The sequence below is a fragment of the Marinobacter sp. C7 genome (assembly GCF_022343555.1).
Classification (GTDB): domain Bacteria; phylum Pseudomonadota; class Gammaproteobacteria; order Pseudomonadales; family Oleiphilaceae; genus Marinobacter.
On the sequence record NZ_JAKQZH010000002.1, the window covers coordinates 431,667 to 454,581 of the forward strand.

At 59.6% G+C, this 22,915-nt stretch carries 26 protein-coding genes; 15 read left to right on the top strand and 11 right to left on the bottom strand.

Annotated elements, in window-relative coordinates:
* The first annotated feature begins 207 nt into the window (after nt 1–207).
* On the top strand, nt 208–768 hold the full coding sequence (locus MD273_RS11860; RefSeq protein WP_239038001.1) for an LOG family protein: 561 nt from the start codon (nt 208–210) through the stop codon (nt 766–768).
* A gap of 35 nt (nt 769–803) precedes the next feature.
* Here the strand turns inward: MD273_RS11860 and MD273_RS11865 are convergent, their stop codons facing one another.
* Nucleotides 804–986: a hypothetical protein gene (locus tag MD273_RS11865; protein WP_239038002.1), complete on the bottom strand. Its 183-nt coding sequence runs from the start codon at nt 984–986 to the stop codon at nt 804–806.
* Between the two features lie 90 nt (nt 987–1,076).
* Nucleotides 1,077–1,520: an ankyrin repeat domain-containing protein gene (locus MD273_RS11870; RefSeq protein WP_239038003.1), complete on the bottom strand. Its 444-nt coding sequence runs from the start codon at nt 1,518–1,520 to the stop codon at nt 1,077–1,079.
* A gap of 176 nt (nt 1,521–1,696) precedes the next feature.
* Between MD273_RS11870 and MD273_RS11875 the strand changes: the two genes are divergently transcribed.
* Together MD273_RS11875 and MD273_RS11880 are read left to right on the top strand one after the other, a co-directional pair.
* A complete protein-coding gene (locus MD273_RS11875; protein ID WP_239038004.1) occupies nt 1,697–2,320 on the top strand; it encodes a YbhB/YbcL family Raf kinase inhibitor-like protein in 624 nt (207 codons plus the stop codon).
* 110 nt (nt 2,321–2,430) lie between these two features.
* Nucleotides 2,431–3,282: a UDP-2,3-diacylglucosamine diphosphatase gene (locus tag MD273_RS11880; RefSeq protein ID WP_239038005.1), complete on the top strand. Its 852-nt coding sequence runs from the start codon at nt 2,431–2,433 to the stop codon at nt 3,280–3,282.
* Here MD273_RS11880 and MD273_RS11885 read toward each other — a convergent pair.
* Nucleotides 3,271–3,423 carry a hypothetical protein gene (locus MD273_RS11885; RefSeq protein ID WP_239038006.1) on the bottom strand — a complete coding sequence of 51 codons (153 nt, stop codon included), beginning with the start codon at nt 3,421–3,423 and terminating at the stop codon, nt 3,271–3,273. The two genes, MD273_RS11880 and MD273_RS11885, sit on opposite strands and share 12 nt — an antisense overlap.
* Nucleotides 3,424–3,552: 129 nt before the next feature.
* Complete coding sequence (locus MD273_RS11890; RefSeq protein WP_239038007.1) at nt 3,553–4,158, bottom strand: TetR/AcrR family transcriptional regulator; 606 nt, start codon at nt 4,156–4,158, stop codon at nt 3,553–3,555.
* Between the two features lie 113 nt (nt 4,159–4,271).
* Between MD273_RS11890 and MD273_RS11895 the strand changes: the two genes are divergently transcribed.
* From MD273_RS11895 to MD273_RS11905, 3 genes are all read left to right on the top strand, one after another.
* Nucleotides 4,272–4,826: a carboxymuconolactone decarboxylase family protein gene (locus tag MD273_RS11895; protein WP_239038008.1), complete on the top strand. Its 555-nt coding sequence runs from the start codon at nt 4,272–4,274 to the stop codon at nt 4,824–4,826.
* 91 nt (nt 4,827–4,917) lie between these two features.
* On the top strand, nt 4,918–5,634 hold the full coding sequence (locus MD273_RS11900) for a TVP38/TMEM64 family protein (protein WP_239038009.1): 717 nt from the start codon (nt 4,918–4,920) through the stop codon (nt 5,632–5,634).
* Between the two features lie 544 nt (nt 5,635–6,178).
* Nucleotides 6,179–6,610: a cytochrome c peroxidase gene (locus MD273_RS11905; RefSeq protein WP_239038010.1), complete on the top strand. Its 432-nt coding sequence runs from the start codon at nt 6,179–6,181 to the stop codon at nt 6,608–6,610.
* Between the two features lie 173 nt (nt 6,611–6,783).
* Here the strand turns inward: MD273_RS11905 and MD273_RS11910 are convergent, their stop codons facing one another.
* Nucleotides 6,784–7,044, bottom strand: a complete 261-nt coding sequence (locus MD273_RS11910) for a zf-HC2 domain-containing protein (protein WP_239038011.1) — start codon at nt 7,042–7,044, stop codon at nt 6,784–6,786.
* The gene (locus MD273_RS11915; protein WP_239038012.1) at nt 7,038–7,652 is read right to left on the bottom strand and encodes an RNA polymerase sigma factor; all 615 of its coding nucleotides are present in this window, start codon (nt 7,650–7,652) and stop codon (nt 7,038–7,040) included. The genes MD273_RS11910 and MD273_RS11915 overlap by 7 nt, the downstream gene beginning before the upstream one ends.
* Nucleotides 7,653–7,976: 324 nt before the next feature.
* Here MD273_RS11915 and MD273_RS11920 point away from each other — a divergent pair, with 324 nt between their 5' ends.
* The 8 genes from MD273_RS11920 to MD273_RS11955 all read left to right on the top strand — a co-directional run bounded on the left by MD273_RS11920 (nt 7,977) and on the right by MD273_RS11955 (nt 18,576).
* Nucleotides 7,977–10,172 (top strand): dihydrolipoyl dehydrogenase family protein, encoded by a 2,196-nt coding sequence (locus tag MD273_RS11920; RefSeq protein WP_239038013.1) that lies wholly within the window; start codon nt 7,977–7,979, stop codon nt 10,170–10,172.
* 71 nt (nt 10,173–10,243) lie between these two features.
* The gene (locus MD273_RS11925) at nt 10,244–11,215 is read left to right on the top strand and encodes a radical SAM protein (RefSeq protein WP_239038014.1); all 972 of its coding nucleotides are present in this window, start codon (nt 10,244–10,246) and stop codon (nt 11,213–11,215) included.
* 115 nt (nt 11,216–11,330) lie between these two features.
* The gene (locus MD273_RS11930; protein ID WP_239038015.1) at nt 11,331–12,734 is read left to right on the top strand and encodes a sodium:solute symporter family transporter; all 1,404 of its coding nucleotides are present in this window, start codon (nt 11,331–11,333) and stop codon (nt 12,732–12,734) included.
* A gap of 3 nt (nt 12,735–12,737) precedes the next feature.
* The gene (locus MD273_RS11935) at nt 12,738–13,691 is read left to right on the top strand and encodes a metallophosphoesterase family protein (protein WP_239038016.1); all 954 of its coding nucleotides are present in this window, start codon (nt 12,738–12,740) and stop codon (nt 13,689–13,691) included.
* 149 nt (nt 13,692–13,840) lie between these two features.
* A complete protein-coding gene (ectA, locus tag MD273_RS11940; RefSeq protein ID WP_091998752.1) occupies nt 13,841–14,356 on the top strand; it encodes a diaminobutyrate acetyltransferase in 516 nt (171 codons plus the stop codon).
* A 187-nt stretch (nt 14,357–14,543) separates the two neighbouring features.
* Nucleotides 14,544–15,812 (top strand): diaminobutyrate--2-oxoglutarate transaminase, encoded by a 1,269-nt coding sequence (gene ectB / locus MD273_RS11945; protein ID WP_239038017.1) that lies wholly within the window; start codon nt 14,544–14,546, stop codon nt 15,810–15,812.
* Nucleotides 15,813–15,863: 51 nt separating this feature from the next.
* Nucleotides 15,864–17,315 carry an aspartate kinase gene (locus tag MD273_RS11950; RefSeq protein ID WP_239038018.1) on the top strand — a complete coding sequence of 484 codons (1,452 nt, stop codon included), beginning with the start codon at nt 15,864–15,866 and terminating at the stop codon, nt 17,313–17,315.
* A 262-nt stretch (nt 17,316–17,577) separates the two neighbouring features.
* Nucleotides 17,578–18,576, top strand: a complete 999-nt coding sequence (locus tag MD273_RS11955) for a sigma-70 family RNA polymerase sigma factor (RefSeq protein WP_239038019.1) — start codon at nt 17,578–17,580, stop codon at nt 18,574–18,576.
* Nucleotides 18,577–18,578: 2 nt separating this feature from the next.
* Here MD273_RS11955 and MD273_RS11960 read toward each other — a convergent pair whose 3' ends face one another.
* The 5 genes from MD273_RS11960 to pdxH are packed head-to-tail and all read right to left on the bottom strand — an operon-like array spanning nt 18,579 to nt 21,376.
* The gene (locus tag MD273_RS11960) at nt 18,579–19,034 is read right to left on the bottom strand and encodes a DUF3429 domain-containing protein (protein ID WP_239038020.1); all 456 of its coding nucleotides are present in this window, start codon (nt 19,032–19,034) and stop codon (nt 18,579–18,581) included.
* The gene (locus tag MD273_RS11965; protein ID WP_239038021.1) at nt 19,031–19,336 is read right to left on the bottom strand and encodes a DUF6482 family protein; all 306 of its coding nucleotides are present in this window, start codon (nt 19,334–19,336) and stop codon (nt 19,031–19,033) included. The genes MD273_RS11960 and MD273_RS11965 overlap by 4 nt, the downstream gene beginning before the upstream one ends.
* Nucleotides 19,337–19,393: 57 nt before the next feature.
* On the bottom strand, nt 19,394–19,975 hold the full coding sequence (locus MD273_RS11970) for a DNA-3-methyladenine glycosylase I (protein WP_239038022.1): 582 nt from the start codon (nt 19,973–19,975) through the stop codon (nt 19,394–19,396).
* A gap of 8 nt (nt 19,976–19,983) precedes the next feature.
* Nucleotides 19,984–20,772, bottom strand: a complete 789-nt coding sequence (locus MD273_RS11975; RefSeq protein ID WP_239038023.1) for a 4'-phosphopantetheinyl transferase family protein — start codon at nt 20,770–20,772, stop codon at nt 19,984–19,986.
* Nucleotides 20,741–21,376, bottom strand: coding sequence for a pyridoxamine 5'-phosphate oxidase (gene pdxH / locus MD273_RS11980; protein ID WP_239038024.1), 636 nt, complete (start codon nt 21,374–21,376; stop codon nt 20,741–20,743). The genes MD273_RS11975 and pdxH overlap by 32 nt, the downstream gene beginning before the upstream one ends.
* Before the next feature lie 219 nt (nt 21,377–21,595).
* On the opposite strand from pdxH, the gene MD273_RS11985 reads away from it, so the two are divergent.
* The gene (locus tag MD273_RS11985) at nt 21,596–22,882 is read left to right on the top strand and encodes an MHYT domain-containing protein (RefSeq protein ID WP_239038025.1); all 1,287 of its coding nucleotides are present in this window, start codon (nt 21,596–21,598) and stop codon (nt 22,880–22,882) included.
* The last annotated feature ends 33 nt before the right edge of the window (nt 22,883–22,915 follow it).

Genomic DNA, 22,915 nt, shown 5'->3' on the forward strand with positions numbered 1-22,915 from the left:
TCTTCCGGTCAAAAACGCTTGGCTGTCCTCACTGGGAAAGGCACGGGTAAAGGTAGGGTGCTAATGCTGCCGAAGTAATCTTAACGCGGGGTTGGCTGCCGGCACAATTACACGGAAGGCGGGTTTCCATCCGTCGAAACATTTTACTGCTTTGGTTCAACGCCCATAATATCGGGCATTCGAGCAGTCAGGACATGGGAGAAACGGATGAAAGTGGCAGTCTATTGCGGGTCCAGGGCCGGCACCGACCCGGTGTTTGCGGACAAGGCCAGGGAGCTGGGTTCCTGGTTTGGTAGCCACGGCATCGATGTGGTTTTCGGTGGCGGACACGTCGGGTTGATGGGCATTGTGGCCGATTCGACCCTGGCCGCGGGCGGGCGGGTCTACGGAGTGATTCCGGAGAGCCTCAGGGACCGGGAGTTGGCCCATGATCGCCTGACCGAACTGCATGTGGTGAGTGACATGCATCAGCGCAAGGCCAGGATGGCGGAGCTGGCGGACGGTTTTCTTGCCCTGCCGGGTGGCATTGGAACCCTGGAAGAACTGTTCGAAGCCTGGACCTGGGGGCAGTTGGGCTTTCACCGGAAACCCTGCGGGCTGTACAACATCAACGGCTTCTACGATCCGCTGCTGGCCATGGTGGAGACCATGCAGGAAAACGGTTTCCTGAACCGGGAGTATATCGACATGGTGATCCGGGCGGAGACGCCGGAAGCCGTGGTTGAGGCCTTCGAGCACTACCGGCCACCCCATGAGAAATGGACATGAGGGTGGCTCCGGTATAGGGCTGGTGGCGAATCAGGTCAGGTGCCGGGTTCGCCCCGGGCTTTTTTCAGCTCCTCGAGTTTTTCGTGGAGCAGTTTCTCCAGCTTGATCAGTTGCTCGCGATTCTTCTCGTTGGGTCTGTTGGTGTACAGATCCACGTAGGTCTGGGTCACTGAGCTCAGGATCGGGTGCAGTTTCTTGTAGTCCTCTTCTTCACTCATGCTTGCTCTCCTTGAAGTGGGCTTGTTGATAATAACTATGGATGATCCTGCGCCATGATCAAGGCCATTCGACCGGGGGGTTGATCCGGGTCATTCGTCCTCCGCAGCGGCCAGCCGCTGCGCCGCATCTTCGGCCCCATGGGCTTTCGCGAGGTCAAGCGCACTGGCACCGTCGGTATCGGCGGCCCGGGGATCGGCGCCGGCCTCCAGCAGAAGCTCCAGAATATCCACGCGATTGGCTGTGGCTGCGGACATCAGTGGTGTACGCAGGAGATTATTGGCCAGGTCGGGGTTGGCGCCGCGCTCCAGCAGGAATCGGACTGTCTCGGCACGACCATGGTCGGTTGCCAGCATCAGCAAACTGTTCCCGTCACTGGTCCGTAGATCCACAGGTACCCCGGCGTCCAGCAGTGGCTGGAGCATGCGGGTGCCACCATTGCGGGCCAGATCGAATAAGCCCTGGGCAAGGGCGATGGCGTCCTCATCCTTCTGGTTTTCGGGTTTCTGCGGACTGCCTGGGTTCTGGTCGCTCATGGTTACTGAATCTCCGTCGATTGGGGCGTGGGTGAGGGCCGAACATGGCGTCGGTCATCCTCTGCTAATCTGGACATAGAGTCGACACCACTGTTAAAACCATTCTTATCAAAGGTCTGGTCGCCAACTGGCAAAATCAACCAGGTCGAGATCAATGAGCAACAGGAGGCATTGCTGTGAAACTGCAGGTCCGAGGAATTGAAGAAGGGCAGCCGGTTCCCGAGAAATTCGCGTTCGGCGTCTACAGCGAAGAGGACCACATGAGCTTCGGTCCCAACAAGAACCCCGAGATTACCTGGGCGGATGCTCCGGCGGGAACCAAAAGCTTTGTGATCATGATGTTTGACCCGGATGTGCCAAGTGTCGCGGATGATGTGAACCAGGAGGGCAAGACGGTCTCGAAGGACCTGCCCCGAGTGGACTTCTTCCACTGGCTGCTGGTGGATATCCCCGCCAATGTGAACCGGATTCCCGAAGGCGAGGACAGCGATGGCGTAAGCCCGAAGGGCAAGGACCACGGCCCCGGTCCGATTGGCATCCGTGGCGTCAACAACTACACCCAGTTCCTGGCCGGTAATCCCGATATGGCAGGCACTTATGCCGGTTACGACGGTCCCTGTCCGCCGTGGAACGATGAAATTATCCACCACTACCATTTTGAGGTCCATGCACTGGATGTGGAAAGCCTGGGCCTTGAGGGGGAGTTCGACGGTAACGATGTCCGGGAAGCCATGAAGGGTCATGTCCTGGACAGCGCCCGGGTGACCGGAACCTACACCCTGAATCCCGATCTTCGCTGATACCACCGGGTAATCAAACTGTCGCGCCAGTGTCACCCGGCTGTCACCGGGGCTTGTCATGGTTCCTTCAAGGAACCCTGACCGCAGGCCCTGAGCAAATGGGAGGCACCGTGCGACAGTACCGCAGTGTATTCATTTCCGATGTCCACCTGGGAACGGCCGACTGCCAGGCTGATTACCTGCTGGATTTCCTGAACAATCTCCAGTGCGAGACGCTTTACCTCGTCGGCGATATCGTCGACCTGATCGCCATGCAGCGGCGCTCCCATTTCCCGGAATCCCACCGGCAGGTTATCCACAAGCTGATCGATCTGGCTGCCTCGGGAACCCGGGTAATCTACATTCCCGGCAACCATGATGAGTTCTTCCGGCGTTTCTGCGGCCAGACCCTTTCCGGTATCGAATTGAAGTACAAGGCTGTCCATGCCACTGCGGATGGCCGGCAGTTCCTGGTGTGTCATGGGGATCAGTTTGATCAGGTGGTGCGTTGCAGCCCGCTGATGCTGCTGGTCGGCGACCGGGCCCACGGGTTGTTGCTGCGCCTGAACCGCTGGTTCAACGCTCTGCGCCGGCTGCAGGGCAAGCCGTACTGGTCACTGGCGGCCTGGCTGAAGAGCCGGATCGGCAGGGCCCGCACCTTTATCCGCCGGTTCGAGCTGGCGGCGCTGACTGTCGCGGAAAAGGGGCATTACGATGGCTTTATCTGTGGCCACATTCATTCGGCGGGCTTCCTGCGCAGTGAAGACGGTCTGTACTGCAACGACGGTGACTGGGTGGAACACTGCACGGCGCTGGTGGAGCGGGAGAACGGGAAGCTGGAGCTGCTGCACTGGTCCGAGTCTCCGTCGGTACTGGCCGTGGAGCCGGAGGTACCGCACCCGGAGGTATGCGGAGATGCCCGGCCAGTGCTCGACCGCGTACCGGCCGGGTTTGTGGAGCAGGTGAACCGCCTAGCTGGCTGAGCGATGGTCTTCATCCGCCGGGCTTTGCAGGCAGGTCGGCCTGTTACTGCATTTGGTATCTTCCTCGCTGACACCTTCAGCCAGGGCAGTTGCGCCCATGGCAAAAGCGAACAGCATACCGAGCAGGGTCAGGGTTTTCATGGTCGTATCCTCCGTGTGACCGAGGGTCCGCCACCTGGATGTCCTGCGGACAAGCTGCAAGTGGCGGCTCCCAGAATATAGACACACGAGAACAGGGGGCGTTCCCTGTAGGCAGGGGATTTTCTTCTTTCAGGAATCCGCCCGATAGGCTTCGAGAATTCCCGCCATATCATCGCCGAGTGCTTTCAGTTCTTTATCAGAAAGGTTGCGCTCCGCAATGGAACGGATGCCCATGATCTGGCTTTGCAGCAGCCGGGCAAGACGCCCGGAATCGACTGAATCCTTCAGTTCACCGCGTTTCCTCGCCTGCTCCAGCAAGTCTGCGAAGGACTGCTCAATCGCTCCCAGGATTCCCTGCGCCTGTTCGGAAAGCCCGACGTGGGTGTTACTGGACTCGAGCAGGGTTTTGACGATGAGGCAGGCCCGGGAAGGACTGACACCTTTGTTGGTGCATCCCTGAGCGATCTTGCGAATATAGTCCTGAAGCCCGTCAATGATTGAATCGTAACCGGCCATGTGCTCGGCCAGCTCCGCGCCGCCTGCCTCGGCATAGCGGGCCAGGGCTTCCGAATAAAGCCCATCCTTGCTACCAAAGGTGGCGTAAATACTGCCAGGCCGCATATCCAGGGCCTGCTCGATCTGCTTCATCGAACTGCCGTGGTAGCCCTTTTCCCAAAACAGGCTGACGGCCCTCGCGAGGGCGGATTCCCGGTCATAACTTGGAGGTCTGGGCATACCAATACCATCTGTCGTCACTTTGAATGTTCGCTCAATTATATCTTGAGTGATTGTTCAATAACAGTTAGCTTCTGCGTTGTTGAGCAAACATTCAATAACGGAGATAAACCATGGCTGATTTCAAGTTGCATGACATCGAATCTGCTCCGGAAGGCGCCAAGCCACTCCTGGAGAAGTCGCAAAAAGGTTTCGGCATGATTCCGGGCCTGCACGCGGTAATGGCTGAATCCCCCCAGGTTCTGGAGGCCTACCAGACGCTGCACCAGCTGGTGTTGGACAGCAGTTTCGATAACGACGAGAAAACCGTGGTCTGGCAGACCATCAATGTCGAGAATGCCTGCCATTACTGCGTGCCGGCACATACCGGCATCGCCAAGATGATGGAGGTGTCCGACGACATCATTGAGCCGCTGCGTAACGAAACGCCGCTTCCGAACGAAAAGCTCGAAGCGCTTCGTGACTTCACCCTGGCGGTGATGCGCAAGCAGGGGAACGTCAGCCAGCAAGACCTGGATGCTTTCTTCAACGCCGGGTACGGTCACCGGCAGGTGCTGGACGTTATTCTGACCCTGTCCCAGAAGACCATGAGCAACTACATCAACCACATTGCCCAGACGCCGGTTGATGAGCCGTTCCAGAAGTTTGCCTGGAGCAAGAAGCAGTAAACCGGCCGGTTCAGGCCGTGTGGTTGGCGCCATACGGCCTGCCAGCGTTCTTTTACCTTCCCGATGCCCCTGTGACGGGTAGAATACCCCGATGATCCGTTCACAGTGGCTTTTCCGTCTTTCCTTCCTGACCATCGTTGCGTTACTGATGGCCGCTATCTGGCTGATGCTTCGGCAGCTGGGCATGCCCGCCAGTCTGGCGCCCGCAGCCCTGTCAGACTGGCTGATACATCAGGGCGTGCACGGGCCTTTGTTCCTGATGCTGATGATGATTCTTGCCGTGGTTGTCGGGCCGATTCCCACTCTGCCCATCAGTGCCGCTGCCGGTCTGGTCTATGGCATGTTCACCGGTACGGCGATTGCGGTGGCCGGGGCGCTTGCCGGCTCCCTCATCGCCTTTTACCTGGCGCGGATCCTCGGACGGGAAGCAGTGCAGCGCAAGCTGGACCACAACCCGGTGTTCTCGGCGCGGGGGTCCCAGCGGTTTCTGTTTGTTGCGGTGTTGCTGACCCGCCTGATTCCCCTGTTTTCCTTCGCCCTGATCAGTTACGCCGCCGGCGTCACGGCCATCCAGCTCTGGCGCTACGCCTTGGCGACCGCTCTGGGCATGTTGCCAATGACCTTCGTTTTTGCCGGGCTCGGCCACAGCTTCGAACTCAACCCCGTGCTGACGGTGGTCGCCGCAGCCATGATCCTTGTGATCATGAGTACCCTGCCCCTGTATCTTCGCCAGCGCCCCCATTCACGGCTGGCCCGTTGGCTGCATCTGGACGGCAAGGTTGAGGGCGAAGGTACAAAGGCTTCGTGATGCACATGACGATAGATTTTCCGGATCGATGTAATAGTTCCGGAACTCATGTGTCTCTTACCTGACCGCCTTTCCCGGCGGTGGCGGGCTCCGAAGGCTCCAACGTGTAATTCCATGATCAGGGAGAGAGACCATGTCCACAATACACCCTCTGAGAAAAGCGATTCGGACGTCGTTCGAACATCGCCGTGCCACCTGGTGGTCTGCGGCCCTCATGTCGGCCATGCTGGGCACCGGCGGGCTCGCAGCTGCAGCCTGTAGTCCCTGTTCTCCGTGCAAGAACAGTTGCAAGGCGGGGCAGGTTTGCAGGGCCGGCTGTAAAGCCGGGTGCAATCCGTGCGCTGCGAAGAATCCTTGTGCCACCAAAAATCCCTGCGCCGTAAAGAACCCCTGTGCCGGCAAGGGCTGTAATCCTTGTGCCACCAAAAGCTGTAGCCCCTGTGCGGCCGCAGGCAAGTGTGGGGCCAGGCCCAATCCCTGTGCCGCCCAAAGGGTCACCCGACCTGCCGACTATCAACCTTATGAGGGGAATCCCTGCAAGCTGATGGCGCTGGGTAAGAAATTGTTCAACGACACCTCTCTCAGCAGTAACGGCCTGTCCTGCGCCAGTTGCCATAACGATGGTGCTGGCTACAACGCCACCTTTGCCAAGGCCTATCCGCACTCCGTAGCCATGGCCCGGGATATGTTTGGTATGGAATCGGTGCATCTGGACGAGATGATCCAGGTCTGCATGGTTCAGCCCATGGCGGCACAGCCTCTGGACTGGAGCGGAGAAGAGCTGGCGGCGCTCACGGCATACATGGCGAAGGTCCAGAAACAACTTGCAGCGAATCCCTGTGCCCTGAAGGGAGGTAAATGCGGTGCCTGTAATCCGTGCGCCGGCAAAAATCCCTGCGCGACGAAGAATCCGTGCGCGACCAAGAATCCCTGTTCAGTCAGTGCCGGGAAACGATTGGCAGATGCCGCTGCCTGAGGCGCAGATCCGTTGGACGAGCGCGGCTTCCGGAAACGTCCGGAGCCGCGCGGAAAGGAGATAGCAGGCAATGACTGAACTTCGTATGCCCGAACTGGCGAGTCTCCCGGTTAGCCGGGAGAAGGCTATTGATGACATCCTCTGAGGCATTTCCGGCGCGCTAAGGCCGTTCCTCATTCCTGATCACCGCTTCGGGATTTTCGCGTCCTGAGCGCCTCTGCCACCTGCTGATCGATCCGGCGCAGCAGATCCTCATTCGGATGGCCGGAGGAATGCGCCTGCATCAGCTCGGTGCTGGCGCGCAGGTTACCGATAAACGTCCGGCAGGCCTTGCACATCATCAGGTGCATCTTCACAGACAGGTTCTGCCGGCCGGTGAGTTCGCCATCGATGTAGTCGCTGGCTATTACGGCCAGGTCCCGGCACATTAGCATTCGCCTGTCTCCTGGAAGGTTTCCACCATAAGAAAGATCTTCTGCCGTGCACGGTGCAAAAGTACACGAAGGTTAGAGGCACTGACGTCCAGAATGTTACAGACATCCTCGGATTTGTGCTGGTGGGCTTCGTAAAGTATCAGGGCCGAGCGCTGGGTTTCCGGCAGGGCCGACAGGTGTTTGTCCAGGCAATCGCTCAGGGCGCCGTTCTCCATCAGGGTATCGGCGGATTCGTGAAACTGCAGCCTGGGCGGAACATCCCAGCGTCCGGTGGCATTGAAACGCTCGGCAAGCTCCGGCTCCAGGCTTTCAGAGAAATCAGTCGCCACTTCCCGCTTGCCTGAACGGAGCTTGTTCTTGCACCGGTTGGCGACGATACGGTGCAACCAGGTTTTCAGGCCGGAGCGGCCCTCGAATTTCCCGATCGCATCAACGACCGTTACCCAGCAGTCCTGGACCACCTCCTCAGCTGTTGAAGGATCGAGGTAGAACCGTGCGACCGCCAGCATGCCTGGCGTATAGGTTGAGACCGCTTCATGAAATGCCTGATCATCCTGCGCTTTCAGTAACATGATGAGGTCTTGTTCCGAACCGTCCCTGACTGGCATGCCCATGGTTCCCGTGCCCCGTCTTCGTTGATTTATGCTTGATAGTCCCGGGATGAAAGGAGAAGTTCCTGAAAGTTGAGTGAACACTCAAAAAGTGTAATCCACACCAGAGGGCAGCGCCAGGCCCACGACTGGGCGAGAGATGTCGGAGCCTGAACCGGAATCCCGGCTGTCGCAGTTATCGCGGGTTTACTGAATATATAGAACTCTGTGACAAATTATGGCGTAGGTATGAGGTAGGCTTGATGATGTGAACCGCCTCGCATGTAACATATTGGCGCTTGGGGTGTTCAGCCTACAGACACACCATTCATGGAGAAAGTGATGAACACTGGCAAACTGGTCCTTATCGGAACGATCGTTGTGGCGATCGCCATATTCTGGGGCCTGGGTGGGAATGAGTGGCTTACGCTGGACGCCCTGAAAACGAATCGGTTGGCCCTGGAGCAGTGGATCAGCGAGCACCTTGTGTTTGCGCTCGGGATATACGGAATCGCCTACGTGTTTGTGACCGCTCTTTCGTTACCCGGGGCAGCGGTCATGACGCTGGCGGGCGGGGCGTTTTTTGGTAACTGGTATGGTCTGATCACCGTTTCCATCGCCTCAACGGCAGGCGCATCGCTGGCGTTTCTGATTGCCCGTTTCCTGCTGCGAGACACGCTGCTGAGCAAATACAGGGCCACCATCGGGAAGATTGATCGTGGCATTGAGAAAGATGGCGTGTTCTACCTGGCAACACTCCGTCTTGTGCCGGTATTTCCGTTTTTCCTGATCAATCTGGCCATGGGCCTGACAGGCATGAAACTGCGCACCTACGCTCTGGTGAGCTGGCTTGCGATGTTGCCGGGAACCTTTGTTTACGTGAATGCCGGCACCCAGCTCGGGCAGATTCAGTCCACTGCCGATATCGTCTCCGCCGATCTGCTGTTGTCCTTTGCCCTGCTCGGATTGTTCCCGTTGATCGCAAAGTTTGTCGTGGGCTTTATCCGCCGGCGTCGGGTTTATGCCGGCTGGCGGAAACCCGCGCATTTTGACTATAACCTGCTGGTCATTGGTGGCGGTTCCGCGGGTCTGGTCTCTGCCTACATTGCGGCGGCGGTCAGGGCAAAAGTCGCGCTGATCGAGAAGCACAAGATGGGGGGCGACTGCCTCAACACCGGTTGTGTCCCGTCCAAGGCGTTGATCCGCAGCGCCAAGGCCGCCGACACGTTGCGCCATGCCAACCGTTACGGCCTTGATTCGGTGCCGGTGACAGGCTCATTCAGGAGCATCATGAGCCGTGTCAAGGATGTGATTGCCAGGGTGGAGCCCCACGATTCTCCCGAGCGTTACCGTAAACTGGGTGTGGATTGCATCTCCGGTGAGGCGAGTTTCGTATCTCCCTGGGAGCTGGAAGTAAAACACAGTGATGGTCGCAGCGAGCGACTGACGGCCCGGAGTATCGTCGTTGCCACTGGTGGCAAGCCGGCCATGCCGCCGATTCCCGGTCTGGACAACATGCAGCCGCTGACCTCGGAGAATCTGTGGAACCTGCAGGAGCAGCCGGAACGGTTGCTGGTGCTTGGTGGCGGCCCGATCGGCTCCGAACTGGCCCATGCGTTTGCCCGCCTGGGCTGCAAAGTGATCCAGGTGGAAAGGGGTGAGCGCCTGCTGCCGAAGGAAGATGCCGATGTTGCATCGGTGATCCTGAAACGGTTCCAGGCCGACGGTATCGATGTACGGCTGAATCACTCTGCCGTGGAGTTCCGCACCGAAGAGGGTGAAAAGGTCGCCTACTGTGAGCATGGGGAAGAACGTGTCCGGATCCCCTTTGACCAGGTGCTGGTGGCCGTTGGTCGCGTCGCCAATACGGCCGGCCTGAACCTGGAACGAATTGGTGTGGACACCCTGCCCAATGGCACCGTGCCCGTGGATGAGGACATGAGTCTGCGGTATCCGAACGTGTTCGCCTGTGGCGACGTGGCCGGGCCCTACCAGTTCACCCATGCCGCGGCCCACCAGGCCTGGTATGCCGCGGTGAACGGGCTGTTCGGCCAGTTCAGGCGTTTCCGGGTGGACTATCGGGTGATGCCCTGGGTGACCTTCACCTCACCGGAGGTGGCGCGGGTGGGGCTCAGCGAAGCCGAGGCCACAGAGAGGGGTATCGCCTTTGAGGTTACCCGTTATGGCCTGGATGACCTGGACAGGGCGATCGCCGAGAGCGAGGACTATGGCTTTATCAAGGTGCTTACGCCGCCGGGTAAGGACAAGATACTCGGTGCGGTGGTTGTCGGCGCCCACGCCGGTGAGATTCTGGCGGAGTTCACCCTGGCCATGAAGCATGGACTCGGACTGAACAAGATCCTGGGTACGATCCACCCCTACCCGACCTGGAACGAGTCCGCCAAATACGCCGCTGGTGAGTGGAAACGTACCCATGCACCGGAACGGATTCTGAAACTGTTGGAAAAATTGCATGGCTGGCGTCGTGGTAAAGGCCACGGCGAGCAGGAGAAACGCAAAGAAGTGACGACGGGCTGAAAACGACAGCTGTAACATCGCTGCCGAACCCGTGTCTGTGCCAAATACCAAAAAAATCTCAAGGAGCACCTATGCCCCTGACCGAAACCCGACCGGCCCGCAGTAAACGCATTCCGGCCGTGGAAGTGCTCGAACCCAGGGCGTTCGACAGCTGGACCCATACCCGCAATGGCGATCCCCGGGGCTATATTGACTCGGACAGGTTGAGGGAGCTCTGGATTCACACCGGCACGGCCTGCAACCTGGCCTGTCCGTTTTGCCTGGAGGGTTCCCACCCCGGCGACGGACGCATTCCCGGCATGAAACTGAACGATGTGAAGCCGTTTATCCATGAAGCCATTGACATGGGCGTGGAGCAGTTCTCGTTCACCGGGGGCGAGCCCTTTGTCATCCGGGACTTCGTTAACATCCTGGACTACGCCAGCCAGCACCGGCCCTGCTTTGTGCTCACCAACGCGACCGAGCCTTTGCTGAAGCGACGGCATCAGGTACTCCCGCTGCTGGACAACCCCTACCCGATCCACTTCCGTGTCAGCCTCGATTTCCCGGACCGGGCACGGCACGACAAGGATCGTGGCGAGGGTAGCTTCGATCAGGCCCTGGAGGGCATTCGCTGGCTGATCGAGCAGGGCTTCAAGGTGTCCATTGCCCGCCAGACCGACCCGGAGGAGATTCCCTCGGAGGTCGAAGCGGCGTTCCGGGAGATTTTCCGGGAATGGGATATTCCCGAAAACCTGGCGTTCACCGCGTTTCCGGACCTGGGCACGCCCGGTTCCGAGGATGGCAGTCCGGAGATTACCGAGACCTGCATGGAGAAGTATCCGACCCGGGAATCGCGCGCGCATTTCATGTGTACCTATACCCGGATGCTGGTGAAGAAAGAGGATGCAGTGCGGGTCTACGCCTGCACGCTGGTGGATGACGACCCGCAGTATGACCTGGGCGGGTCTCTGGCCGAGAGCATGGATGAGCGGATCATGTTGCGGCATCACCGGTGTTTTTCCTGTTATCGGTTTGGGGCTAGCTGCTCGGCTCCGGGTTAGTTCTCTTGTCGGACTGGTAGCCGGGAGTTGGCAGCCTGTGCCAGCGCCGATGCCACCAGTATAAAAGCCACCGGAAAGAGCCCCGGACCAATCAAACAACAGACCGGAAAGAAAGATGAACTTTACTGAAGCCTCCCTGTTCTGGGGATTCCTCCTGGTATACGGCGTAGTGATGTACGTACTGTCGCCGAAGAGCAAAAACGCGAACTCGTTCTACAAGGGCGCTGATGACCAGGGTAACCCGGTGGGTCAGTGGTCACTGACAGCCAGTATTTTTATCAGCTGGATCTTTGCCAAGTCGGTCACCAATGCCGCAAACCTGGGGGCCGCCTACGGCGTTGTGGGTGGCCTGGCCTATGCCAGTTACTGGTTGTCGATCCCGGTGGCGGGTTATGTGATCTACCTGATTCGGACCCAGACCGGGGCCCGGAGTCTGCAGGACTTCCTGACCTCCCGCTTCGGCCGTTTGGCCAGCCTGGCGTTTGCGGCGGCGATTCTGATCCGGCTCTATAACGAAGTGTGGAGCAACACCGCGGTCGTGGGCGGTTACTTCGGGCTGCCCGGGGAGTGGGAATACTACGCGGCGGCGATGCTGTTCACCGTGTTTACGCTGGCCTACAGCCTCAAAGGCGGGCTGCGCTCGTCGATCTTTACGGATGTCATCCAGGCGTTCGTCTTCGTGTTCTTTGTCGGGGCGGTGCTGTTCCTGATCATTCCGGCCAACGACACCAGCGCCTTGCTGAGTAATGGCGAATTCCGGCTTGACGCGGGTTTTGACCTGCTTCTGGTGGCCCTGCTGCAACTGTTCAGCTACCCCTTCCATGATCCGGTGCTCACCGATCGGGGCTTCGTGAACAAGGAAAAGACCATGCTCCGGAGCTTCGTGGTGGCCGGATTGCTGGGCTTTGTGGCGGTGTTTATTTTCAGCCTGGTGGGGGTCCACGCCCGGCTGAACGGTATCGAGGCCCTGGGCAATGCACCGGCGGCCGTGGGGCAGTCACTGGGGCTGGCGGCGCTGTTCTTCATGAGCGTGGTAATGATGACCTCGGCCGGTTCTACCCTGGATTCCACGTTCACCTCGTTGGCGAAATCCCTGGCGGTGGACCTGCCCCGTCTGGCCCGGCGAACCAGAGACAGGCTGCCGAGCATGCGGGTCGGCGCGGTGGTCATGGTGGTCTTTGCGTTGCTTGGTAACCTGCCGATGTTTGCCGGCACCGACATTCTGAAGGCCACGACGATCTCCGGCACCATGGTGATGGGCCTGGCGCCGGTTTTCCTGTTCTACGGTTTCACCCGCTGGTCGCCCTGGAGTTTCCACCTGAGCTTCTGGACCGGACTGGGGTTGGGTGTGCTGCTTGCCATGGGCCTGATTCCGGCAAGCTGGGCCATCGGCGAAGGCAAATACGCCATGCTGCTGGGTGTCAACGCCTGGGGCTTCCTGATCTGTTCCGCCGGGTTCTTCGTGCCACTGGCGTTGCGGCGCCTCGCTGGGCGTTCGCTGGCCGCGGGTGAGGCCTGAATCATGGCGGAGGAAGGTCGCAGTTGCCCCCTGGCTTACCGGTACGCTCCCGCCGACCTCTGCCGGCAAGCCGGTGAGAGTTCGGCGGATGTGCTGTATGTGATCGGCGGGCTCTATGGCAACGTCCTCGCACTGGACGAGATTGAGCGCATGGCCCGCGCGGAAGAGCGAGAGGGCCGTCGCGTGCAACTGGTGTTCAACGGGGATTTCAACTGGTTCAACGCCAGTGACGAGCTGTTCCGGGAAGTGAACGAGCGGGTGCTTGGGTATACGGCCAGCCTGGGCAATGTGGAGTATGAGCTGGCGAACCCGAGCCCGGGAGCCGGTTGCGGCTGTGCCTACCCGGAGTTTGTCGATCAGGGTGTGGTCGAGCGCTCAAACCGGATTATCGAACGGCTCCGGGCGGTGACCTCAGCCTGCCCCGATATCCGGAGGCAGCTGGCTGATCTGCCCCGGTATCGCTGCCTGATCTTTGGAGGCCTAAAGGTTTTGGTGCTGCACGGAGATCCCGAATCGCTGGCGGGTTGGGGTTTGGCCCACGAGGCTTTTGCTGAAGGAAACGAAGCGACTCTGTCGGAATGGTTCAAGCTCAGTGGTGCCGACGCCATCGTCTGCACCCACACCTGCCTGCCGGTACTCTGGTCGGGGCTGGTGGAAAAGCAGGCGCGGCTGGTGGTCAACAATGGCTCGGCCGGCATGGGGAACCTGAAGGGCGACTCCCGGGGGCTGATCACCCGCATCAGCGCAGTCAGGCCCTCCGTTGAGCCAGTGGCGTCGCTGGAGCGGCGGGGGCTGCACTTCTCATTACTTCCCGTTGCCTTTGACCTGGCGGGCTGGCTGGCCCGGTTTGACACGCTCTGGCCGCGCGGTTCCGATGCGGAAGCGTCCTACCGGAATCGCCTTGTCAACGGCACCGCCCTGGAGCCCGGGGATGTCATTTTTCCTTCCGGTTTTTAATCCGATTGTCACTGGCGATTGCTTCAATTCGGTCTATTCTTAAAACGTCGGGACGGGCGTCTTGTCGTGGACAATTTGGCCGCAACTTGAAATATATTTTGTGGTCTATATAATTCAGCACTAACTTTTAGAAGCGAATTGATCACGTTATGACATCAGAAGGTTCGAATACCACCGCCATCAGTCTTCGCACACCTACGAAGGATGATGGCTACAGGCTCCACCAGCTGGTGGCCGAGTGCCCGCCGCTGGACCCCAACTCGATTTACTGCAACCTGTTGCAGTGCAGCCACTTTGCCGAGACCGGCGTGGCCGCGGAGAAGGAAGGCGATCTGGTCGGCTTTATCTCCGGATACATCCCTCCCCAACAGCCCGAGACCGTGTTTGTCTGGCAGGTGGCGGTTCACGAGAAAGGTCGTGGACAGGGCCTCGCCAAGCGGATGCTGAAAGAGATCGTTTCCCGTGATGCATGCAAAGACGTCACCCACATGGAGACGACCATCACCGAGGACAACGAGGCCTCATGGGCGCTGTTCCGTTCGTTCGCCCGTGATATGGGAGCCGAGCTCACCTACCACGAGCACTTCGAGAAAGAGAAACACTTCGGTGGCAAGCACGACTCCGAGTTCCTGCTGCGCATCGGACCTTTCACGAAGCCTGTCTGAGAGCCCCGGTCTCACGATCTCTCATCGTGAATGACTGACTGTGAATTGGACTAGCCGGCAGACCACCCGAGGTAGGTCTGCCACCAAGGCTTAAACCAACGCACGGTGGGCTTGTCGCGACCGAAATGTATTAACCGACAGGTCCCCGCGCATCTACCTCGAACCTGAAATGCTAAGAGGCAAGACAATGGAAATTTTCAAGTCGACCGAATCTGAAGTACGTGTTTATTCCCGTGCCTTTCCGGTGATTTTTAACCGTGCCAAGAACGCACATCTGTACACCGAGGATGGCAAGGAATACCTGGATTTTCTGGCCGGTGCCGGTTCCCTGAACTACGGCCACAACAACGACATCCTCAAGAAAGCGCTGCTCGAGTACATCGAGGCGGACGGCGTGAGCCAGGGGCTGGACCTGTTCACCACCGCCAAGCACGACTTCATCGAGTCCTACAAGAAGTACATCCTTGAGCCCCGCGGCCTGGACTACAAGATGCAGTTCACCGGTCCGACCGGTACCAACTGTGTGGAAGCGGCCATGAAGCTGGCTCGTAAGGTCAAAGGCCGCACCGGCATCATTTCGTTCACCAACGGTTTCCACGGTGTCACCATGGGCGCGGTGGCCGCGACCGGTAACGTTCACCACCGTGGTGGTGTTGGCACCCCGCTCGGCAACGTCGACTTCATGTTCTACGACGGCTACCTGGGCGAGGACGTGGACACCCTGGAAATCATGGACAAGGTGCTGTCCGACAGCTCCTCCGGTGTTGAGCTGCCGGCGGCCGTGATCGTTGAGGCGGTCCAGGGTGAAGGCGGTCTGAATGCGGCCCGTGCCGAATGGCTGAAAGGTCTGTCCGAGCTGTGCAAGAAGCACGACATCCTGCTGATTCTGGACGATATCCAGGCGGGTAACGGCCGGACCGGTGAGTTCTTCAGCTTTGAGTTTGCCGGTATCAAGCCGGACATCGTGACCGTGTCCAAGTCCCTGAGCGGCTACGGCCTGCCGATGGCGCTGGTGCTGTTCAAGCCGGAGCTGGACGTCTGGGATCCGGGCGAGCACAACGGTACTTTCCGTGGTAACAACATGGCGTTCATCACCGCTCGCACCGCAGTCGAGACCTACTGGAAAGACGACGCCTTTGCCAAGGAAGTAAAAGCGAAGTCCAAGGTTCTTGGTGATGCCCTGCAGGCTATCTGCGACAAGTACCCGGGTGAGTTCAAGATGAAAGGCCGGGGTCTGATGCGTGGTATCGAGGCGAAGGATGCGGATCTCACGGGGCCGATCACCAAGCGCGCCTTCGAACGAGGCCTGATCATCGAGACCAGTGGCCCGAACGACGAAGTCATCAAGTGCCTGATGCCGTTGACTACCAGTGAGGAGGACCTGAAAAAAGGTGCTGCCCTGCTGGCGGAAAGTGTTGACGAGATCATGCAGGAAGGAGTCAGCGAGGCGTCGTAAGGCGCCCGCACTTCCGGGACATTCATTCTGCACGATAGCGAAGGCAAACCTATGACATCTGCACAACATACCGTCGAAAAGATCGGCGGTACTTCCATGAGCAACTACGAGGCCGTTCGCGACAATATCATTATTGGCAATCGCAGCAAGGACGACCTCTACCAGCGCATCTTCGTGGTGTCCGCCTACGGTGGCGTAACCAACGAGCTGCTCGAGCACAAGAAGACCGGCGAGCCGGGCGTGTATGCGCTGTTTGCGGATGCGGAGTCCGACTGGGCCTGGGGCGATGACCTCACCAAACTGGTGAAGTTCCTCACCGATATCAACGGTGAGCTTTTTGAGGACCCCATGCTCAAGCAACAGGCGGACCAGTTCATCACCGATCGTATCGAGGGTGTTCGCGGCTGCCTGATCGACCTGCAGCGGTTGTGTTCCTACGGCCAGTTCCAGCTGGAGGAGCACCTGCTGACCGTCCGTGAGATGCTGGCGGGTATCGGCGAGGCCCACAGCGCCTTCAATACCGCGCTGAAGCTCCAGCAGGAAGGCATCAACGCCCGGTTTGTGGATCTGACCGGCTGGCGTGACAGCGAGCTGCTGCCGCTGGACGAGAAGCTCAAACAGGCTTTTGATGCCGTTGACCTGACCCGCGAGCTGCCGATCTGCACCGGCTATGCCCAGTGCAAGGAAGGCCTGATGCGGACCTTCGACCGCGGCTACAGCGAGATGACCTTCAGCCGGGTGGCGGTGATTACCAACGCCCGTGAAGCCATCATTCACAAGGAATACCACCTGAGCTCCGCCGACCCGAACATTGTGGGCGAAGACAAGGTCGTCCCCCTGGGGCGGACCAACTACGATGTGGCCGATCAGCTGGCCAACCTCGGGATGGAAGCCATTCACCCGAAAGCGGGCAAGGGCTTGCGCCAGAACGAGATTCCGCTGAGGGTGATGAACACGTTCGAACCGGAGCATACCGGCACCCTGATTACCGGTGATTACATCAGTGAAACGCCGCAGGTGGAAATCATTGCCGGGGCCAAGGGCGTGTTTGCTATCCAGGTGTTCGACCAGGATATGCAGGGTGAGCCGGGTTCTGATCGGAAGATCCTGGACGTCCTTAGCCGCTTCAAGGTGCGGTTCATGTCCAAGGACACCAACGCCAACACCATCACCCACTACGTGGACAGCACGCTCAAGCACGTCAAGCGTGTGGTCAAGGCATTGAAGGAAGAATTCCCCAATGCCGAGATCAATACCCGCAAGGTGGCGCTGGTATCCGCGATCGGCAGCGACATGAAGATTCCGGGCATCCTGGCCCGGTCGGTCAAGTCGCTGTCAGATGAGGACATCAGTGTGCTGGCAATTCACCAGTGCATGCGTCAGGTGGATATACAGTTCGTTGTGGATGAGGACGACTACAAGAAGTCCATCAGTGCCCTGCACGCGGCCCTGATCGAGCCTCACAACCACGAATACGCCATTGTGGCGGCATCCATCGAGTAAAGGATTACCCGCGGGTGGAACCGGTCGCTCCGCTCGCAGGTAATGGAGGACGTCTTGCCTCCAGATCGGGCGCCCGGTCGGCCGGCTCACCCCTGGTGAGTTCTCATGGCCGGGCGCGGCCGATCACCTTCACCGTCTGACTTCCCATCCCCCTGGCCCCACTGACTGCCGGATTCCGCATTTACCCCTACAGCGCCAATCCGCCATTCCGCGCAAAACGTATCTCCTGACGAACATTCTGACCCAGACCGGTACCATAGCCATGCGAAAAGATGACAGGCTGGGACCGTCTCCGACTCTGCCCAACGATGGTGAAAGGGATTCCCTGGTCGGGCTGTACTTCAGGGATGCGTCCCGTTATCAGATCATGTCAGACGTTCAGGAACGTCGACTGTCCCGAAAACTGTCCCTGTGCTTCCGGGTTGTCAGCACCGAACTGGGGTTGCCGGAATCCACACCGCAGACCTTTCGCGAGGTGATCGGCAGTCTCGGCGATGCCTGCGCCTTCTCGACCCGTTGCCGTCGGGCTTACCATCTGGCGATGGCCTGCCGTCGCAAGCTGATCCAGAGCAACCTGCGCCTGGCCGTGCATATCGCCCGAAGGTACAACCAGCACGGGATTCCCATGCCGGACCTGATTCAGGATGCCAATGTCGGGCTGATCAAGGCGGTGGAACGGTTTGATCCCACCAAAGGCTTTCGTTTCTCTACCTATGCCTATTGGTGGATCAGCGAGGAAGTGAAACGCTGTCTGCAGCGCGGAACGCGGGTGGTTCACACGCCGGAAAATGTCGTGGACGAAATCCGCCAACTCCAGAAGGTGTCGCTCGGTCTGCATCAGCAGCTCGGGCGCACACCGTCACAGTCCGAGCTGGCCAGGGCGATGGAGGCGACGCCGTCGAGGATCGGTGAGTTGCGGGCTCTGGCGTCCCGGGAGGTGTCCACCGATATCCCGATCCTGGAGGATGGCTCGGCGACCATGGCGGATGCACTGCCGGCCGGAGAGCAGATGGCTCCGGATCATCCGATGTTCCAGCGCGACCGGCGCAGTGAACTGCGCAGGATGCTGAGTGAGCTCAGTGAACGGGAGCGGGAGATACTGACGCGCCGATTCGGCCTCGGTCTGCCCGACCCGGAGACCTTGCAGGTGATTTCCGATGCTCTGGGTATCAGCCGGGAGCGGGTCCGCCAGATCGAGAAAGCTGCGCTGAGGAAGCTGCAAAGCCGGTTTGGTTCCGGCGAAACGGAAGCGGGCGCCTGAACTCAGGCGCCGTGCAGAAGGAAGAACCAGGCGCCCACCGTTACCTGACACACCAGAACGACCAGAGTGAGCACCAGCCGCATCCGCCGGTACCACGCCGGCCAATAGACCTTCATCCAGCGGGCGTCCACCAGATAGAGGGCCAGGTAGGTCAGGGTGTAAAGCACCACCTGCGCCGGCGTCGGTAGCAGGAGGCCAATGCCGGCCGTCACGAAAAAGGCCTGGCTCAGGAGCATGGTAACCGGTGGCGACAGCGGGTAGCAGCGGTTCTCCAGTTGCATGGAGATGGGCCAGTAGATGCCTGCCATGAACGCAAGGATGCCGGCGCTGTAGAGATAGAAATAGGCCAGGATCGCCACGCTGTTTCCGGGCATCAGGAACAGACCGGTGGTACCGGCGATGAAGGGAATCAGCCCGGCGATCCCCACCAGTATCGCAAGACGTGCCACAGAAATCACTGCTGCTGCCTCTGGATCCTGATTCTCATGGGTTCGATGCCGGTCGATGGCATGCCAACCATCTCGTGGTAGGCGGACGGATGCACCACGTGGGTTTCCCGGATATGAAACGATCCGAGGGTGTCCTGGATTTCCCAGGCACTGCGGAACAGGGCCGTTTGTGCCCTGGCATCGGACAGCAGGAGGGTCTGGTCGCCGATCACGAGTCTGGCCATGTACTGCTGGCCTTCCAGCGAGAGAATTTCCAGCAGGTCAATGACCAGGCCGTTGGTGTTCCTGAGTTCTTCGAGCGTGATTCTCACAATGACTCTCCGGAGTTGGTGTTACCCCGGTATTTACGCACCCCCGGCGCGACAGGATCATCGGGCCAGGCGCGCGCATTCGTGATGTTGCGGACAGCCGGTCAGGTGGTCGTTGACCATGCCGGTTGCCTGCATGAAGGCGTAGACAATGGTCGGACCTACGAACGTGAACCCCTGTTTTTTCAGAGCCCGCGACATGGCCTCGGATTCGCGGGTGGTGACGGGCACTTCGTCGAGCGTGCGCCACCGGTTCTGGATGGGCTGACCATCCACAAATGACCACAGGAAATCGGCAAAATCCCGGCCCTGTTCCCGCAGTGCCAGATACCCCCTGGCATTGCGGATGATCGACTGCACTTTCAGGCGATTGCGGATGATCCCGGGGTCTGCCAGCAATTCCGCCACTTTGTCTTCGCCGTAGTGGACAATCCGTTCGGGGTCGAAACCGTCATAGGCGGCGCGGTAACCGTCCTGTTTGCGCAGAATCGTGATCCAGCTCAGACCGGCCTGCTGGCCGTCCAGACAGAGTTTCTCGAACAGGGCCCGATCGTCATATTCTGGTCTGCCCCAGACGGTGTCGTGGTAATGCACATAGAGCGGGTCGGTTCCACACCAGGGGCAGCGTCCGGATTCGGTCATATCTCCTCTCACCTGGTCTCGACTGGGGGATGAATGTTGCGGCGGATCCGGGGTTCCCAGGAGGTGTCCAGGCCTTTCGCCTCGCTCAGGCTGAAATCCTCGGCCGGCGGTTGCAGCAGCTGGATGGCAGGCCAGACGGGCAGATCGGTTGCCTCGGATTGCTGCCAGACCAGTGTCACCAGGAAACCCTCGCATTCGTAACAGTTGGCCGACCAGTAGCCCTTGCTCTGGTCACCCTGCAGTTCGAATCCCTCCAGTACCTCCAGGGTCTGCAGGTTGTTGGCAATGCCGCGGCCAGTGGCTTTCAGCCAGGCTTCCTTGAGGGTCCAGGTAACCAGGAAGTTGCGTGGATCATCGGCCCGGAACAGCCAATCCTGTTCCCTCGGTGTAAACCAGCGTTTCACCACCTTGTGCCATTGAGGGTGCCGCTGCAAGGGTTCGATGTCGATCCCCAGACCGGGCTCCGGGCTGGCCACGCAGGCCGAGAGACCATGGCTGTGACTCAGGGACAGGTAAAAGCCCGGTGGCTGCTCGGAGCGGTTCGGGCGGCCCGGTACCGGACGGCAGCCGGTGAGTGGTTCGCCACTGCTCCGGCTGATGGCCTGCCTGATCAGCCAGCGGCTGGTCAGGTATTCCCGTTTGCGGGGGCCGCCGAACTTGGCGACCGTCTTCCGTTCGTAGTCGGTAAGCCATCCGGGAATCACCGGGTCTTCGCCCGGCGTCTGGTGGCAAAGCCAGATCTGCGGCATCGGGGTCAAAAGCTGTTCACGGTTGGAGTCTTTGGATGAGCCAGCCATCGCCGTCCCTCACATACTCGAAGCGATCATGAAGCCGGCTTGGGCGCCCCTGCCAGAATTCGATCCGTTCCGGAACCACCCGATAACCGCCCCAGAAACTCGGCAGCGGGACTTCACCGTCGGAAAACTTGCGTTTGATCTCGGCGACCTTCTGTTCCAGCAGACCGCGGGACGTTATGGCCTTGCTCTGCTCCGACACCCACGCGCCAAGCTGGCTACCCCGGGGGCGTGAGGCGAAGTAGCGCAGGGACTCGGCCTTGCTGACCTTTTCCACCGCGCCCTGGATCCGTACCTGCCGGTTAAGGCCTATCCACGGGAACAGCAGGGCCGCGCGGGGATTTTCGTCGATCTCCCGGGCCTTGCGACTGCCGTAATTGGTATAGAACACAAATCCCTGTTCATCGAAATACTTGAGCAGGACCGTGCGCAGGTCCGGCATGCCGTCCGTGCCGGTGGTCGCCAGAGACATGGCGTTCGGCTCCAGTATCCCCGCTGCCCGGGCATCGTCGAACCAGTGCTGGAACTGCCGGACAGGGTTGTCGTCCAGATGCTCCCGGTCCAGGCCCTCACTTTCGAAATCACGACGCATGTCGCCGATATCCATCCACTTCTCCTCGTCTTGCCCAACCGCTGCCGTAACCATGTACGGGTACGGCCTTCGAGGATAACGGGTTAATGCGGTCGTGTCAGTCGCCTCCGAAGAGATGATCTGTTGGGTCTGGTTACATATCTATACATTTTTTTGAGAGCCGGTTCACAGTTTGCGCGTAAATCCTCCGGCTTGCAGGCGGCCTTTACACACGAACAGAGACGAGTACAGACAATGATGACGCATTATGATCTATCACTTGTGGTTGCTTCTTACGTGGTGGCTGTACTGGCTGCTTACACGGCACTTTTCTTCGGGGCCAGGATTGGTTCGGCCGAGCAGGGCAAAAGACGGCAGTGGCTGCTGACCGGAGGCCTCGCGATGGGGACCGGTATCTGGACCATGCATTTTGTCGGCATGCGGGCGATGCCGATGGAGGTCGCCGTGACCTATGATACCGGGATGACCCTGGTGTCCTGGCTGGCCGCGGTTGTCGCCTCGGGGATCGCTTTGCACATCATTGGTCGTGAGAAGATCGGTGCCGGCGTGTTCACAGCCGCCGTGGTCATGATGTCCGCGGGCATCGTGATCATGCATTATCTGGGCATATACGCCATGAGAATGTCGGCGCCCCCGCTGATCGATGGCGTCTGGCTGACGATCTCGATTTTCATCGCGGTGGCCGCCTCCGCTGCCGCTCTGGCGGTGTCCCGCAGAATCCGTAATCTTCATGGCGGCCGGGTGTCTGCCGCCCGGTTCGGTGCTGCCCTGATCATGGCGGCGGCTATCTGCGGGATGCATTACTCCGGGATGCTCGCCATGACTTTCCCCGAGGGGGCACTGCCGGCGGCTGACAACGGGCTGCGCGGAGACTGGATGGGAATCCCGGTGGCGCTGTTCTGCGCTGCGTTGCTGGCAGTCAGTGCGTTTGTCGCCGCTTTCGACGTCAAACAACAGCGGCAGCTGGTCCAGCAGAAAGCCGAGAAAGAGGCGCGCGTCGCCCGCATGGCCTTCCTGGACGCAGCGACCGGGCTGCCCAATCGCTCGGCCCTGGAACAGCGGCTACTGGCTACTCTGGCCCTTGAGGATGCCCGGGAGCACCCCTTCGCCCTGATCTACCTGGATATCGCCAATTACCGCGAGCTATCGGGAAGCCTCGGGGCAGAGTCCATGAACAGTGTGCTCCGTGAGATCTCGGCGGCACTGAAACAACTGGCCCCGGAGCCGGTCTACCTGGCCCGTTACTCCGCAAGTACCTTTTTCCTCATGGTTCCGGAGTACTCCGATTCGGAATACGGCTTCATGTACAAGCGGTTGCGGGAGTTGGACCAGCGTATCGGAACGCCCGCCATGCCTGTGACCTGGCGAGCCGGCCAGTCGGTGTTCCCGCATACCGGCAACTCCAGTCGCAAGCTGATCCGGGCGGCAATGGTGCCCCGTGATGTCAGTCAAATCGGCCGATTCGACAACGTGAAGGCCGACCCGGACCTCGTTTTGCCGGGCCAGACGACCGCAAGCTGACAAATGGACGCCGGGCCGACTATCCTTGTGTCA